We start from the raw sequence: 14,391 nt of genomic DNA, 5'->3' as shown, positions 1-14,391 counted from the left end.
ATAGTGAAAAAAACCAGAAGGGTTTTCAAGAAGAAGCCCTGCAGGTTATGCAAGGACAAGGTCGAGAAGCTCGATTACAAGGACGTGGAACTTTTAAAGAAGTTCATTTCCGACAGAGGCAAGATAATACCCCCAAGACTGACCGGCAGTTGCGCGAAACACCAGCGGATGATATCAAATGCCATCAAAAAAGCGCGCCTGGCGGCTCTTCTGCCCTTCGTTAAGGTCAAGGAAGGTCTTGCGAGAGGACGAAGAAGGAGATAATCGTGAAAGTAATACTGCTCAAAGACATGGATAAGCTCGGCGAGGTCGGTGACGAAGTACAGGTCAAGGACGGATACGCCCGCAACTACCTTATCCCCAGAAAGATCGCCATGGAGTCCAGCAAGGGCGCCTTGCAGGTGATCGAAAAAAAGAAGAAGGAAAAGGCTCTCAGGCAGGAGCGCCTCAGGCAGGAGAGCGAGCAGATGGCCGAGAAGATCAAATCCCTCTCCTGCACCATATCGATGGAAGCGGGGGAGGAAGACAAGCTTTTCGGAGCTGTCACTTCCGATATGATCGCCGAGACCCTCAGGTCCGAAGGCGTTGAGGTGGACAAGAAACAGATACTCCTGGACCAGCCCCTTAAAGCTCTGGGTGTATATAACGTCGACGTGCGTTTACATCCCGAAGTCACCGCCCAGGCAAGGGTATGGGTGGTTAAGAAGTAAGCACTGTATTCTCCTGTGTTTTTGATATGATTCCTAAGTCCCTTATCGAAAAAGTACCTCCTCAGAACGCGGAGGCCGAAAGCGCTGTTCTGGGCTCAATGCTCCTGGACAGCGAGGCTATCGCAAGGGGCATCGAGCTTCTTGAAGAAGCGGCGTTCTATTCGCAAGCCAACAGGAAGATATTCTCGTCCATAGTAGCTCTTTACGACAATAACGAAGCGGTCGATATGGTCACGCTCATCGAGCAGCTTAAGAAACAGGATCTTCTCGATGAGGTGGGTGGGCCTTCTTATGTCGCTGAACTAGCCAATAGCATACCTACCGCCGCCAACATAGAACATTACGCAAAGATAGTACGGGAAAAATTCCTGCTCAGGTCCCTTATAAACACCGCCACGAAGATAGTTTCCGAAGGGTATGAGTCCTCCTGCGAGGCGGAGGAGCTTCTTGACAGGGCCGAGAGGCTTATCTTCGACATAACCAGCAGCAGGAAGCGCGAGATGCATGTCTCGGCGATGAAGGATATCGTCAAGGAGAGCATCGAGACGATAGATCACCTCTACCAGAGAAAAGAGAACATTACCGGTATCCCTACCGGTTTCCATGATTTTGACGTGATGACGGCGGGCCTGCAGAGATCCGATTTCATCGTACTTGCGGGACGCCCCTCCATGGGTAAAAGCGCTCTGGCGATATCCATGATGGAATACGCGGGCGTGGTCGAGAAGATCCCCTGCGCGTATTTCAGCCTGGAGATGTCCAAGGATCAGCTGGCTCAGAGGATGCTCTGTTCGATAGCCGGGGTCAACGCCCACAAGGTGAGAACCGGGTTCCTTTCGCAGAACGACTGGCCGGAACTGGTCAAGGCCGCCCAGAAACTCTCCGAGGCGCCCATCTACATCGACGATACTCCCGGGATAAGCGCTCTTGAGCTCCGCGCCAAGGCCAGGAGGCTCAAGTCCAAGCACGATATTAAGATGCTCATCATAGACTACATGCAGCTCATGCGGGGCTCTTTCAAATCGGAGAACCGCCAGCAGGAGATATCGGAGATCTCAAGATCGATGAAGGCGCTGGCCAGGGAGCTGGATGTGCCGGTTATAGGGATAAGCCAGCTTTCCAGGGCGGTCGAGCAGCGGCAGGACCACAGGCCCCAGCTTTCGGACCTCAGGGAGTCGGGTGCCATAGAACAGGACGCGGACCTGGTCGTACTGCTCCTGCGCGAGGAATACTATAATCCCACCGAGGAGAACAAGGGGCAGGCGGAAGTCATCGTGGCCAAGCAGCGCCACGGTCCCGTGGGCAGCATAAAACTCGCGTTCATATCGGAGTTCACCAAATTCAGCAATTTATCCAGAATAGAAGAGGAAGAAGGGTTCTGATGAAAAGAAAAATACTCGTGACACTGCTTATTATTACCTTTGCTTTCAGTCTGGGCTGCGTGTCCACGTGGGCGCAATCCGGATCCAAGCGCATAAGTGATATCAAGGTCAGGGGTAACTATGCCATCAGCAAGGCCACTATAATCAACAGACTTAAGATCAAGCCCGGGGACGTTTTCGACGAGACCGCGCTGAACAAGGAGCTCAAGCGCCTTTACGCGACGGGTTATTTCAGTGATGTTTTCGTGGAGACCGAAGAGCGTCCGGAAGGAATGGTGGTCATCTTTACCGTTGTCGAAAAACCGGTGGTCGAGAAAATAGAGTTCAGGGGAAATTCAAAGATAAGCACCAGACGCCTCAGCAAGGAGATAGCCACCAAGGAAGGGGTCCTTCTTGACTTCAACCTTCTTTCGCAGGACGTTGCCGACATACAGAAATATTACATAGAACAGGGGTATAGCCGCGTGTCCGTCGATTACAAGATCGAAAAAGACCCCAAAACGGGCAAGGCCGTTGTTGTCTTCACCATTAACGAGGGCATGGCGCAGAGGATAAAGGCGATCTATTTCGAAGGCAATAAAAGCATACCTTCCGGCGAGCTCCAGAAGTACATGGCCACCAAGACGGCATGGTGGTTCATACGCAAAGGTGCCTTTGACCAGCAGAAGTTCGAGGCGGACCTCGATCGCATCAGGGCAATCTACAGGAACAAGGGGTTTCTGGACGCACGGGTCACGTACAAACAGACCCTGTCGGAGGACGGCAAGGACCTGTACCTGACAGTGGTCATTGAGGAAGGCAAACAGTACATGGTGGGGGATGTCTCCGTAGACGGCCAGCTCGCCTTCCCGGAGATGGAGATAAACGAGCGGGTAAAGGTAAGACCCGGCGATCCGTTCGATTATGAAAGGATAAAAGAGGACATAGAACGCATCCGCTCCTTTTATTACGACAGGGGTTACATGAACGCCGAAGTGGACCTGCAGCACAGGTTCAACCCTTCCACGGGGAGGATGGACCTTAAATACAGGATAATCGCCCACGATGAGGTTTTTGTCGGCAGGATAAACATAATCGGCAATACCCGCACCAAGGACAAGGTCATACGCAGGGAGCTCAGGGTCTACCCCGGCGAGAAATATGACGGGAAGAAGCTCAAAAAGAGTAAAGAGAGGATATACAACCTCGGGTTCTTTGAGGACGTGTATTTCGACACCCTCCAGACAAAAGAACAGGATGTCAAGAACCTCAACGTGACGGTCAAGGAGACCAAGACCGGGGAGCTTTCCTTCGGCGGCGGGTACAGTTCCGTGGACGCCTTCCTAGGCTTCGCCCAGATCAGGCAGAGGAACTTCGATCTTCTTAATTTTCCCACATTCACCGGCGGAGGACAGGACCTCGTAATAAGAGCTGAGATGGGAAGCGCCCGGACCAATTATTTCCTCAGCTGGACGGATCCCTGGATCTTTGACATGCCGTATCTGTTCGGGTTCGATGTTTACAGGGAGGAGCGCGACAGGTATAACAAGACCGGCTGGGGTTATGACGAAAGAAGGATGGGCGGCTCTCTCCGGCTGGGCAAGGAGATAACCGATGAGCTCAGCACGGGGCTTATTTACAATCTTGAGGAGGTCAAGATATCCAATGTTGACAGCAACGCCACCAACGCCCTGAGGAGAGAGCTTGGGGAGAACTGGCTGAGCAGACTTACCTGGAATACTTCCTACGACATCAGGGACAATAAGTATTCTCCCACGAAAGGTTTGGTAGCCACGCTTTCACTGGAGAACGCAGGAGGTTTCCTCGGAGGCGACAAGGATTTCGTTAAGGGATACGGCAGCATTAGCTGGTACCACAGCATAATTGAGCAGGTGGTCCTGGAACTCAGACTACGCGGGGGCGGGGTCGAGCCTTACGGCGATTCCGATGAAGTGCCGATCTACGAGAGGTTCTTCGCCGGCGGCGCCACGACGATACGCGGATACAAGCAGAGGGGAGTCGGCCCGAGGGATAAGGGAACCAATGCGGCCCTCGGCGGCAGGGCGCTTCTTATAGGTAACGCCGAGGTCACTTTCCCGATATGGAAGAACCTTGTCAAGGGAGCCGTTTTCTACGATATAGGTAACGTCTGGGAAAAGTTCGATTTTTCAGGAACAAAGGATGACACGGGGTTCAAGTCCGGTACAGGTGTGGGTGTAAGGGTAAAGACCCCCATCGGACCGGTTAAGCTCGATTACGGTTTTCCTCTGAGCGACAACTATGACGATAAGAAGGAAGGCCAGTTCTATTTCAGCGTGAGCCACGGGTTCTAAAAAGGAAGGGAGCTAACATGCTTAAAAGAACAGTTATGGTCATAGCAGCGCTTTTTGTCGCGGTTGCGATTTCAGTGCCGGCGGCCTATTCTCAGGAAGCAAAGCTGGGTTATGTCGACCTCAGAAAGGCTTTTTACGAATACGAGAAGACAAAGACCATGGAGGAACAGCTTAACGACGAGACAGAAAGCAGGCAGCAAGAGCGCACGCAGATAATAGAAAAAATAAACAAGCTTCGCGACGAGGCGGAACTTTTGAGCGGCAAGGCCAAGACCGCCAAGCAGGCGGAGATAGACAGCGAGCTCGCCGAGCTGCAGGAGTTCGACAGGCAGACAAGGCAGACGCTGCTCAACAAGAAGAATGACATGTTCCGCGAGGTCATCGAGGACATTCAAACGGTCGTTACCTCTATAGGGGACCAGCAGGGGTATGATTATATACTCGATTCCAGGAACATAATGTACGCGAAGCCCGATTACGACCTTACCGATAAGGTAATAGAACAGCTTAACGACTGATATCTGATCGGTAAGTCGCGATCGCCGAAAACTTGTAGGCCGGGTCATATCCCGGCCTGCAAGCGTTAAAGGAAACGCAAAATGGTGTCTAACCAGAGAACTATCAAGGAAAGGGTGCGCTTCCTGGGTAAGGGTCTTCAGACCGGGCGGCCGGTCGAGATGGTCTGTATACCGGCCGATATCGGTAACGGCGTTGCTTTCAGCAGAAAAGACGCGCCCGAAGGGTCGAGGCTGCGCCTTAAGGACGACATTCTCAAGGACGGAGCCAAAAGAAGAACGACCCTCGGCAAAGGTGCTTTCGCCCTTCAGACGGTCGAACATTTTCTTGCTTCGTTATGGGCTCTGGGCATTGATAATATGGAGATAGAGGTCAAGGGTCCGGAACTTCCGGTTATGGACGGCAGCGCTCTGGGGTTTCTTTCTCCGCTTAAGGAAGCCGGTGTCATCGAACAGACCGAACTGCGCAGGGAAATCAAGATCGACAGGACCATCAGCGTGGAGGAAGGCGAAAGCTCACTTGAGATATCGCCCGCAGACAAGTTAAGTGTTTCGTATCTCATTGATTATGATGTTCCCTGCATAGAACGGGAGAATTTCGAGATAGAGCTTGACGCGGATTCGTTCGAAAAGGAAATAGCTCCGGCAAGGACCTTCTGCCTTAAGCGTGAGGCGTTTTTTCTTTTGTTCTCCGGGATGGGGCGGGGAGCCAACCTGAACAATACCCTGGTCCTGGGCAACAGAGGCCCCCTCTGGACCGAGTTCAGGTTCCCCAATGAGCCTGTCAGGCACAAGGTGCTGGACCTGGTAGGGGACCTTTACATGATGGGTGTACCCGTTATCGGCAAGGTCGTCGCCAAAAAGTCAGGCCACAGCCTTAACGGGCGCCTTGTCAAAAGGATATACGAAAGCTACATAAAGGCAGTATAAAAGAAAGGAAGAGTAATGGGCGGGAAAACGATCGACATCAAAAAAATTATGGAGTATCTGCCACACAGGTATCCTTTTCTTCTGGTAGACCGGGTCATCGATTACAAGGAAAAGGAGTGGATAAAGGCCATCAAGAACGTCACCATGAACGAATTATTCTTTCAGGGGCATTTCCCGGGAGAACCGATCATGCCCGGCGTGCTGCAGATAGAAGCTCTGGCCCAGGCCGGGGGGATACTCGCTATGATGGGAGAAGAGGCCGGCGACAAACTCGCTTTCTTCATGACCATTAACAACGCCAAATTCCGCAAACCCGTTCAGCCGGGGGATCAGCTGGTCTTTGATGTCAGGGTCGAGAAAATATCCAGAAAGAGCATTGTCCAGACTCATGGGGAAGCCAGGGTCGACGGCGACCTCGTCTGCGAAGCGGACCTCATGTTCAGTCTGGTGGACAAGGGAAAATCGCAGAAATGAACAAGGTAGGTCTCATAGCTGGAGGGGGAACATTGCCCCTTGAATTCATCAAGTCCGCGAAAAAACAGGGGGACCAGGTGGTGGTGTTCGCCCTGAACCAGATGGCGCTGCCAGAGGTCGAGAGAGAGGCCGACAGGATATACTGGCTTGATTTCGGGCAGTATGCCAAATTCATGTTCCTGCTGGTAAAAGAGAGGCTGCGACAGATCGCTCTGGTCGGGAAGGTCGATAAAAGCGTTATATATAAGGACGGTCAGCTTGACAATGATTCAAGGGAGGGTCTAGAGTCACTGGGAGACAGGAGCGATTATTCCATCCTGGAGGAAGCCACCAGGCGCCTCGCTCAAGTAGGGGTTGAAGTTATAGACTGCAAGAGGTACCTTTCGCATCTGCTGCCGGGTAAAGGCGTTCTGGGCGCGGTGACTCCGGCTGGAAACGTCCAGAAGGATATAGAGTTTGGCTTCGGCATGGCAAAAAAACTGGCCGAGGCGGACATAGGACAGACGGTTATCGTCAAAGACGGAGCCGTGGTAGCCGTCGAGGCCATGGAAGGTACGGATGCCACCATAGAAAGAGCCAGCAGTATCGCCGGCAAGGGTTGCGTTATGGTCAAGGTCAGCCGGCCCCAGCAGGACATGAGATGGGACGTCCCCACCGTCGGCATCCGCACCGCTGAAATGCTTGCCGAGAACGGCTACACCGCGCTGGCCATAGAAAGCGCTCGTATGTACCTGTTGGACAGGGATGAATTCATAGAAACGGCGGATGCCTCCGGAATAACCATCCAGGCCCTTTGACGGGCCTGTTTGCTTTTAGATCCATGGAAAAGAACATCTTGATAATAGCCGGAGAAGCTTCCGGTGACGTAAGAGGAGGGGAGCTTCTATCTGAACTTGGGCCTCTTCTGGAGAAGGCGCGTTTCTGGGGGTTTGGCGGGGATAATATGTCCGCGTGCGGGGTCGAGATCATCGAACATGTCCGGGACCTTTCCATGGTAGGCCTCGTGGAGGTTCTCAGGAAGCTGCCGAGCGTGCACGCCCATTACCGCAAGATCACCACGCAGGTCCTTGAAAGGAAGCCGGACCTTGCCATACTCATAGACTATCCCGGGTTCAACCTGAAAACAGCGAAATTCTTGCACCGCCAAGGGATACCTGTCATCTATTACATAATACCCCAAGTATGGGCCTGGGGAGCCTGGCGGCTTGGTGCTATCAAAGAACATGTATCGAAAGCACTTGTCCTGTTCGATTTCGAGCAGAAACTTCTTGAGGATAACGGGATAGACGCGGTTTTTGTGGGGCACCCACTGGTGGACGAGGCTCCCAGAGAAGGATCTGGTGAGAGCAAAGGCAAAACTGTCGCTCTTCTTCCCGGGTCCAGGGAGAACGAGGTCCACAGCATGCTGCCCGTTATGCTTGATGCGGCGGAAAAGATAAATTCATCGTGCGATGATACAAGGTTCATCCTGGCCGAAAGCGCGAATATCCCCGAAAGTACATACAGTGAGATGACCTCAGTTCACGGTTCGCTGGACTTGGAAAGGGTGAGGAACGATACTTTCGGGTGCCTGGCGAGGAGCGACTTCGCGATCGTAACTTCCGGAACCGCCACGCTGGAGACGGCGATCATGGAAAAACCCATGATCATAACTTATAAAGCTTCCGTCATAACAGAGCTATTCTACAAGATCCTCAGGCGGGTCCCGTTTCTGGGGCTGGTCAACATAATCGCAGGGCGCCAGGTCGTGCCGGAATTGCTTCAGGCAGAGGCCACTGCCGGTAATCTTTCCGCGAAGACACTTGAGATACTATCAGATAATACTAGGATGGAAAGTATCAGAAAAGACCTCGCCGAAGTCAAGCGCCATCTCGGAGAAAAAGGCGCTTCGCGCCGCGCCGCCGAAGAGATCAAGCGGTTTATCGACGAAAATATAAGTTGACCGGGGTTTATAGCAGTGAGGCCTGGTTGCTGTTTATCTTCTCGAGTATATCCAGCGCCACCTGCAGGGCCTGGCGGCCTTCCTGGCCGGAGACCACCGGTTTTTTGTCCTTGCGCACGCAGTCTATAAAGGATTTCAGTTCGACTTTGAGCGCGTCCTTTTTCCTTATGCGGATCTTCTGCTTTTCCAGCTCTTCGTCCGATTTCAAGAAAAGGAACGCTTCCTGGTGCTTGAAATCCAGGAGGATGTAGGATTGTTCCTGGAAGATGCGTATCTTGCGGGTCTCTTCCTTGGTCACGCGGCTTGCGGTGATGTCGGCTATCATGTTGTTCTGGAAGGTAAGACGCACGTTGGCCAGGTCCTCGTGATCGGAAACAGTGCTTATCCCGACCGCTTCGATATCCTTGACCTTTGAGTTTACCAGACCGAGTATGATGTCAATATCGTGTATCATCAAGTCCAGAACCACGCCGACATCCTTTATGCGTTTTTTTCTTTTGATGGACCCCAGTCTCTGGCATTCGATGAATTTGGGCTGCAGGATCAGCGGTTCTATCGCCCGCACCGCTGAATTGAACCTTTCGATGTGCCCCACCTGGAGGACCAGGTTCTTTTCTTCGGCGAGCTTTATAAGCTCATCCGCTTCCTCAAGCGTCTTGGTAATGGGTTTTTCTATAAGGACGTGTTTGCCCGCTTTCAGGAAATCCTTTGCCACCTGGTAATGCAGAGTGGTGGGGACGACTATACTGACGGCGTCCGTTTTATCCAGGAGCTCGTGGTAATCGGTGCAATAAGGAACGTTATACCTTTTGCCGACCTCTTTGGCGGCTTTTTTATTCTTGTCGCATACTCCAACAAGTTCTATCGGCGACCTTCTGGAGATCGTCGAATAAACTTTGGCGTGAAAAGAGCCGAGGTGGCCCGTTCCTACAACAGCTACTCGCAGTTTTTCCATAGTATCTAAAGGTGCTAACAGTTTATTCGCCAGTAAATTCTTCTGGAAATTATAACACTATCGTGCCTCGAGAGCAAGTATTTCGGGAGCTTCCGGGCAGACTGAATACCTCGACAAAGGGGGTAACATGTGTTAAAATCATCATTTATGAATGGCTAAGAAAGGCTTAAATTAATGAAAAATTACTTCAGATTTATCAAGATCATGCTGCCGCACGGGGGTATTTTTGCCCTGGCGGTGGTCTGCATGGTCCTGGCTACGGCGTTCAGCGCCTCTCCCCTGGGGCTGATCATACCGCTTGTAGATAAGATAATAAGCGGCAAGGACATAGTCATGCCCCCCGGGATAAACGCTCCCGATATACTCGTTCAGACCGTTAATAAGGTGAATTCACTTCCAAGCTTAAAGCTTCTTAACATCATGACGGTACTGGTGGTCATTTTCTTCCTGTTCAAAGGCCTCTTCGAGTTCCTCCAGACATACCTGATGAGCGCGGTCAGCCAGAGAGTGATAAGAGACCTCAAGAATACCATCTACAGGAAACTGCAGGACCTTTCGATGGATTTTTACAGCAAGAACCCCACCGGGCATCTCATGTCGCGCATAACCTATGACGCGGCCGTGATACGCGACGCGATAAGCAGCGGTATAGCGGATACTTTTTACCAGCCCATACAGCTTACGGTGTACGCGGCTCTTCTTATCAGCATCAAGGTATATTTCGGTATTCCCTGGAGCCTTATACTGGTCAGCCTTATAATTTTCCCGCTGATACTGTTCCCGGTGGTGAAGATCGGCAAAAGGCTTCGCAAGATCAGCCAGAGCTCGCAGGAGAAGATAGGCGATATAAACAACATGCTGCTTGAGACCATAGTGGGCATGAAACTGGTCAAGTCCTTCTGCATGCAGGATTATGAATGGAACAGGTTCAAGGAGCATAACAGGGGTTTCTATAAGCTCAACATGAAATCCATAAAACGCATGAAGGTGGTCAGCCCTCTCACCGAGGCGATGGGGGTTCTATGCGTCGCCGTTATCATGTGGATAGCCGGTAAGAGCATAATAACCGGCGAGCTTTCAGCGGGCGTTTTTACGGCGTTCCTTGCGGCTATATTCAGCATGATGAAACCCATGAAGAAACTCAGCAACGTTTACGGCATCAACCAGCAGGCGCTGGCCGCGGCGGACAGGATATTCGATCTATTGGATGAGCCGGTATCGATAAAAGACTCTCCCGGAGCGGTCGAGCTGGAGCCTTTCAATAGCAGGATAAGGTTCGATAACGTCCACTTCAAGTATGACAAGGAAGCCGAGGAAGAGGTCCTTAAAGGGATAGATCTTACCATCGAAAAAGGCCAGGTCGTCGCCCTGGTCGGGCCTTCCGGCGGCGGAAAAAGCACCCTCGCCAACCTGATCCCCAGATTCTATGACCCGGTTGAGGGCAGCGTGGAAATAGATGGCAAGGACCTCAGGCAGGTGAAGATACGTTCGCTCAGAAGGCAGATAGGCTTGGTAACGCAGGAGACGCTGCTATTCAACGATACGGTCAAGAACAATATCTGCTACGGACATGAAGATGTAGACGAGCAGAAACTCGTTCGAGTGGCCAAAGCCGCCAACGCCCACAGGTTCATCAAGGATTTCCCCAGGGGATATGATACCGTTATCGGTGAAAGGGGGCTTAAGATATCCGGAGGTCAGAGGCAGAGGATAGCCATAGCAAGAGCGGTATACAAGAACCCGCCCATACTTATCTTCGATGAGGCTACCTCCCAGCTTGATACTGAAAGTGAAAAACTCGTTCAGGAGGCCATTAACAACCTCATGAAAGGGCGTACAGTTGTGGTTATAGCCCACAGGCTCAGCACCATAACCCACGCCGACAAGATAGTTGTGATCGATAAGGGAAAGATCGTCGAAACCGGCAGGCACGAGGAACTTCTCGAGATAAGTCCCTTGTATAAAAGGCTTTATGAAATGCAGTTCATAAGCCAGACCTGAGTCTGCCCGGTCCCTTCAAGTGAGCATTTTCCCCGGGAAAAGCCCCTTTTTTAAAGATTTTGCAAAAAATATCATAAAACACTTGAATTTATATATGATTTCTATATAATAATCGTTCAGTATGTATTTTATTTAAACGAGGTTAAACGCGATGCGCGTAATGACCTTTGGAAGGTTCTTAAATTGCGCAAAGCACGGTTTGGCCGGGAAACAGAAGGAGAAAGAACAATGCCAGTCGGATCCAAAGTTATCAGAGAACTTCTCGAGAACGGTGTGCATTTCGGGCACCAGACCAACAAATGGAACCCGAAAATGGAGAAATACATTTTCGGGGCCAAAAGCGGTATCTATATAATTGATCTCACCAAGACGGAACAGGCCCTTAAAAAAGCCGCTGATTTCGTCTACGAACTTGCCGCATCAGGTAAGAGGATACTTTTCGCGGGCACGAAAAAACAGGCAAAACACATCATAAGGGAACAGGCCCAGAGGTGTGATATGTTTTTCGTCGATGAGCGTTGGCTGGGGGGATGTCTTACCAACTTCAGCACCGTCATGAAGAGCGTGAAAAAGCTTGATAACCTCCAGCAGATGAAGGAAAGCGAGACCTATTCCGCCCTTACCAAAAAGGAAAAAGCGCAGATGGACAGGGAGGAGCACAAGCTTCTCAAGAACCTGGAGGGGATACGGGAGATGAAAGAGCTTCCCGATTGCCTGGTGATAATCGATGCCGAGGCCGAGCATATCGCCGTGGCCGAGGCCAGGAAGATAGGGATTCCCGTCATAGGCCTTATAGACACCAACTGCGACCCTGACCTGATCGATTTGCCCATACCCGGCAATGATGACGCCATAAGGTCGATAAGGTATATCGTCACGACGTTAGCTGACGCGGCCGCGAAGGGGCGCAGCGAGTTCATGGGCACTCCCGTGGGCGAGCAGAAAATCGAACAGGAAGAACCTGTCGGTGAAGAAAAGCCCGAAGCGGAAAAGACCATAACCGAAAAGGCTGAAGAGGAGACATCCTCTTCCGGCGAGGAAGAAGAGGCGCCTTCCGAAGAAGAACCTGCGGACTATGAAGAAGAAGAGAAGGAAAAAGAAAAGCAGACCACCGGGATAGAGGATACCATAGAAGGGGACATTAAACTTAACGACGAATAAACGGAGGAGAACATAAATGAACTTGATGGATGCTGTTAAAAAATTGAGGTTCAAGACATCGGCGGGTATGATGGAATGCAAGACCGCCCTTAAGGAAGCCAACGGTGATATCGACAAAGCCGTTGAAATACTCAGAAAAAAAGGCATAGCAAAGGCCGCTAAAAAATCCACCCGGACTGCCGAGCAGGGTGTCATTGAAAGCTATGTGCACATGGGTGACAAGATAGGCGTTCTCATCGAAGTCAACTGCGAGACCGATTTCGTGGCCAGGAACCATGATTTCAGGAAAATGACCAAGGATCTCTCTATGCAGATCGCGGCGGCCAATCCCATTTACGTTTCGAAGGAAGAAGTCCCCGAAGAAGCCAAAGAAAAAGAACGGGAGATCTTCCGTACCCAGGTCAAGGATAAACCGGATAACGTGGTCGAGAAGATAGTTGACGGGAAGATGGAGAAATATTTTTCCGAAGTATGCCTTCTCGAACAGCCTTTCATTAAGGACCCGAACATCAGGATCAAGGACCTTCTTACCCAGAGCATCGCGACCCTGGGCGAGAACATAAAGGTCAAACGCTTTGTCAGGTTCGAGGTTGGCGAAGAGAGCTAGTTTTTATTGAACGAAGGGCAGGAGCTTTAATGGCAAAAAAGAAACAAGCCAAAAGAGTTGTTCTCAAGATAAGCGGTGAAGCGCTCATGGGAGACCTGGGTTTCGGTATAGACCCGGATGTCAATAATTCCATAGCCGCCCAGATCAAGGAGATCCGCAGGCAGGGTGTCGAGATAGCTCTTGTAATAGGAGGAGGGAACATCTTCCGGGGTCTTGCCGCGGCCAGCAGCGGGATGGACAGGTCCAACGCCGATTACATGGGTATGCTTGCCACCATGCTGAACGGTCTCGCCTTGCAGGACGCCCTTGAAAGGATAGGGGTCGAAACAAGGGTCATGACCGCCATCGAGATGAGGGAACTTGCCGAGCCTTACATAAGGCGCCGAGCGGTGCGCCATCTTGAAAGAGGAAGAGTGGTAATATTCGTTTGCGGCACGGGAAATCCGTATTTTACGACCGATACAGCCGCGGCCCTCAGGGCCACCGAGATAGGCGCGGACATGATACTCAAGGCGACCAAGGTCGACGGGGTCTATTCAAAAGATCCCGTAAAGCACAAGAAAGCAAAGAGGTTCGATGAACTTTCCTACATGGAGGTTCTTCGCAAGAAGCTTAAAGTGATGGATGCCACTGCTGTAAGCCTTTGCATGGATAACGATATGCCAATAGTTGTCTTTAACATAAAGAAAAAGGGTAATATCAAGAAAGCCATTGAAGGCAAGAAGATAGGCACCACAATAAGTTGAGAGGTGAACTTATGCATGACACTGAACTTGGCAGAATATTGAAAGAGACCAGATCAAGGATGGATACCACGGTGGAAGCCGTACAGAAACAGTTCTCGACCATACGTACGGGAAGAGCGCATCCTCGTTTAGTGGAAGCGATACGAGTGGATTATTACGGCACGAAGACCCCGCTCAAGCAGCTTGCTAATATCACGACGCCCGAACCGCGGCTTATAGTAATACAGCCGTGGGACAAAAATTCCATGGACATGATAGAGAAAGCGATAATGTCCTCGGATGTAGGTATAACCCCGGTCAATGACGGGAAGGTCATTCGTCTTTCCATGCCCCAGCTGACCCACGAAAGAAGGGAAGAGCTGGCGAAGGTTCTGCACAAGATCGCTGAAGAAGGAAAGATATCGATAAGGAATTCAAGGCATCAGGCGATAGACGAGGCGGTTAAACTCGAGAAACAGAATAAGATGACCGAGGATGACAAGTTCGACACCAAGGACAAGGTCCAGAAACTGACCGACGAATACATCAAAAAGATAGATACCGCTCTTAAAGAAAAAGAGTCCGAAATAAAAGGCTAATGACCCGCTAGCTCATCCGGTAGAGCAACGGCCTTTTAAGCCGTGGGCGCTTGGTTCGAGTCCAAGGCGGGTCACCAT

15 protein-coding genes and 1 tRNA gene are annotated in these 14,391 nt (G+C 51.2%); 15 read left to right on the top strand and 1 reads right to left on the bottom strand.

Features of this window, described 5'->3' with window-relative positions:
- The first annotated feature begins 3 nt into the window (after positions 1-3).
- The 9 genes from rpsR to lpxB all read left to right on the top strand — a co-directional run bounded on the left by rpsR (position 4) and on the right by lpxB (position 8,265).
- Positions 4-264, top strand: coding sequence for a 30S ribosomal protein S18 (gene rpsR / locus GF409_08355; protein ID MBD3427215.1), 261 nt, complete (start codon positions 4-6; stop codon positions 262-264).
- Between the two features lie 2 nt (positions 265-266).
- On the top strand, positions 267-710 hold the full coding sequence (locus GF409_08350) for a 50S ribosomal protein L9 (GenBank protein ID MBD3427214.1): 444 nt from the start codon (positions 267-269) through the stop codon (positions 708-710).
- A gap of 26 nt (positions 711-736) precedes the next feature.
- Complete coding sequence (gene dnaB / locus GF409_08345; protein ID MBD3427213.1) at positions 737-2,092, top strand: replicative DNA helicase; 1,356 nt, start codon at positions 737-739, stop codon at positions 2,090-2,092.
- Positions 2,092-4,404, top strand: a complete 2,313-nt coding sequence (gene bamA, locus GF409_08340) for an outer membrane protein assembly factor BamA (protein MBD3427212.1) — start codon at positions 2,092-2,094, stop codon at positions 4,402-4,404. The genes dnaB and bamA overlap by 1 nt, the downstream gene beginning before the upstream one ends.
- A gap of 17 nt (positions 4,405-4,421) precedes the next feature.
- Positions 4,422-4,922: a hypothetical protein gene (locus GF409_08335; protein ID MBD3427211.1), complete on the top strand. Its 501-nt coding sequence runs from the start codon at positions 4,422-4,424 to the stop codon at positions 4,920-4,922.
- 81 nt (positions 4,923-5,003) lie between these two features.
- Positions 5,004-5,849 carry a UDP-3-O-[3-hydroxymyristoyl] N-acetylglucosamine deacetylase gene (gene lpxC, locus GF409_08330; protein MBD3427210.1) on the top strand — a complete coding sequence of 282 codons (846 nt, stop codon included), beginning with the start codon at positions 5,004-5,006 and terminating at the stop codon, positions 5,847-5,849.
- A 15-nt stretch (positions 5,850-5,864) separates the two neighbouring features.
- Positions 5,865-6,323 (top strand): 3-hydroxyacyl-ACP dehydratase FabZ, encoded by a 459-nt coding sequence (fabZ, locus tag GF409_08325; GenBank protein ID MBD3427209.1) that lies wholly within the window; start codon positions 5,865-5,867, stop codon positions 6,321-6,323.
- Positions 6,320-7,120 carry a DUF1009 domain-containing protein gene (locus GF409_08320; protein MBD3427208.1) on the top strand — a complete coding sequence of 267 codons (801 nt, stop codon included), beginning with the start codon at positions 6,320-6,322 and terminating at the stop codon, positions 7,118-7,120. Before fabZ ends, GF409_08320 begins: the two co-directional genes overlap by 4 nt.
- A 23-nt stretch (positions 7,121-7,143) precedes the next feature.
- Entirely contained in the window at positions 7,144-8,265 is a 1,122-nt protein-coding gene (gene lpxB, locus GF409_08315) for a lipid-A-disaccharide synthase (protein MBD3427207.1), read from the top strand.
- A 7-nt stretch (positions 8,266-8,272) separates the two neighbouring features.
- Here lpxB and GF409_08310 read toward each other — a convergent pair whose 3' ends face one another.
- Entirely contained in the window at positions 8,273-9,220 is a 948-nt protein-coding gene (locus GF409_08310; protein ID MBD3427206.1) for a gfo/Idh/MocA family oxidoreductase, read from the bottom strand.
- Positions 9,221-9,394: 174 nt separating this feature from the next.
- Between GF409_08310 and GF409_08305 the strand changes: the two genes are divergently transcribed.
- From GF409_08305 to GF409_08280, 6 genes are all read left to right on the top strand, one after another.
- The gene (locus GF409_08305; GenBank protein ID MBD3427205.1) at positions 9,395-11,221 is read left to right on the top strand and encodes an ATP-binding cassette domain-containing protein; all 1,827 of its coding nucleotides are present in this window, start codon (positions 9,395-9,397) and stop codon (positions 11,219-11,221) included.
- A 228-nt stretch (positions 11,222-11,449) separates the two neighbouring features.
- A complete protein-coding gene (rpsB, locus tag GF409_08300; protein MBD3427204.1) occupies positions 11,450-12,382 on the top strand; it encodes a 30S ribosomal protein S2 in 933 nt (310 codons plus the stop codon).
- 16 nt (positions 12,383-12,398) lie between these two features.
- A complete protein-coding gene (gene tsf, locus GF409_08295) occupies positions 12,399-12,989 on the top strand; it encodes a translation elongation factor Ts (GenBank protein ID MBD3427203.1) in 591 nt (196 codons plus the stop codon).
- 29 nt (positions 12,990-13,018) lie between these two features.
- Entirely contained in the window at positions 13,019-13,735 is a 717-nt protein-coding gene (locus GF409_08290) for a UMP kinase (protein ID MBD3427202.1), read from the top strand.
- 11 nt (positions 13,736-13,746) lie between these two features.
- On the top strand, positions 13,747-14,313 hold the full coding sequence (locus GF409_08285; protein ID MBD3427201.1) for a ribosome recycling factor: 567 nt from the start codon (positions 13,747-13,749) through the stop codon (positions 14,311-14,313).
- Position 14,314: 1 nt separating this feature from the next.
- Positions 14,315-14,390: transfer RNA gene (locus GF409_08280), tRNA-Lys, on the top strand.
- Position 14,391 lies beyond the last annotated feature (1 nt).

It is taken from the genome of Candidatus Omnitrophota bacterium (genome assembly GCA_014728045.1).
Lineage (GTDB): Bacteria > Omnitrophota > Gorgyraeia > Tantalellales > Tantalellaceae > WJMH01.
This window is presented reverse-complemented; position numbering and strand designations above follow the sequence as displayed.

Bases quoted from the DNA above. Each gene is read 5' to 3' on its own strand.
- dnaB (MBD3427213.1), top strand. From the start codon at position 737: ATGATTCCTAAGTCCCTTATCGAAAAAGTACCTCCTCAGAACGCGGAG.
- bamA (MBD3427212.1), top strand. From the start codon at position 2,092: ATGAAAAGAAAAATACTCGTGACACTGCTTATTATTACCTTTGCTTTC.
- GF409_08335 (MBD3427211.1), top strand. From the start codon at position 4,422: ATGCTTAAAAGAACAGTTATGGTCATAGCAGCGCTTTTTGTCGCGGTT.
- lpxC (MBD3427210.1), top strand. From the start codon at position 5,004: ATGGTGTCTAACCAGAGAACTATCAAGGAAAGGGTGCGCTTCCTGGGT.
- fabZ (MBD3427209.1), top strand. From the start codon at position 5,865: ATGGGCGGGAAAACGATCGACATCAAAAAAATTATGGAGTATCTGCCA.
- GF409_08320 (MBD3427208.1), top strand. From the start codon at position 6,320: ATGAACAAGGTAGGTCTCATAGCTGGAGGGGGAACATTGCCCCTTGAA.
- lpxB (MBD3427207.1), top strand. From the start codon at position 7,144: ATGGAAAAGAACATCTTGATAATAGCCGGAGAAGCTTCCGGTGACGTA.
- GF409_08310 (MBD3427206.1), bottom strand. From the start codon at position 9,220: ATGGAAAAACTGCGAGTAGCTGTTGTAGGAACGGGCCACCTCGGCTCT.
- GF409_08305 (MBD3427205.1), top strand. From the start codon at position 9,395: ATGAAAAATTACTTCAGATTTATCAAGATCATGCTGCCGCACGGGGGT.
- rpsB (MBD3427204.1), top strand. From the start codon at position 11,450: ATGCCAGTCGGATCCAAAGTTATCAGAGAACTTCTCGAGAACGGTGTG.
- tsf (MBD3427203.1), top strand. From the start codon at position 12,399: ATGAACTTGATGGATGCTGTTAAAAAATTGAGGTTCAAGACATCGGCG.
- GF409_08290 (MBD3427202.1), top strand. From the start codon at position 13,019: ATGGCAAAAAAGAAACAAGCCAAAAGAGTTGTTCTCAAGATAAGCGGT.
- GF409_08285 (MBD3427201.1), top strand. From the start codon at position 13,747: ATGCATGACACTGAACTTGGCAGAATATTGAAAGAGACCAGATCAAGG.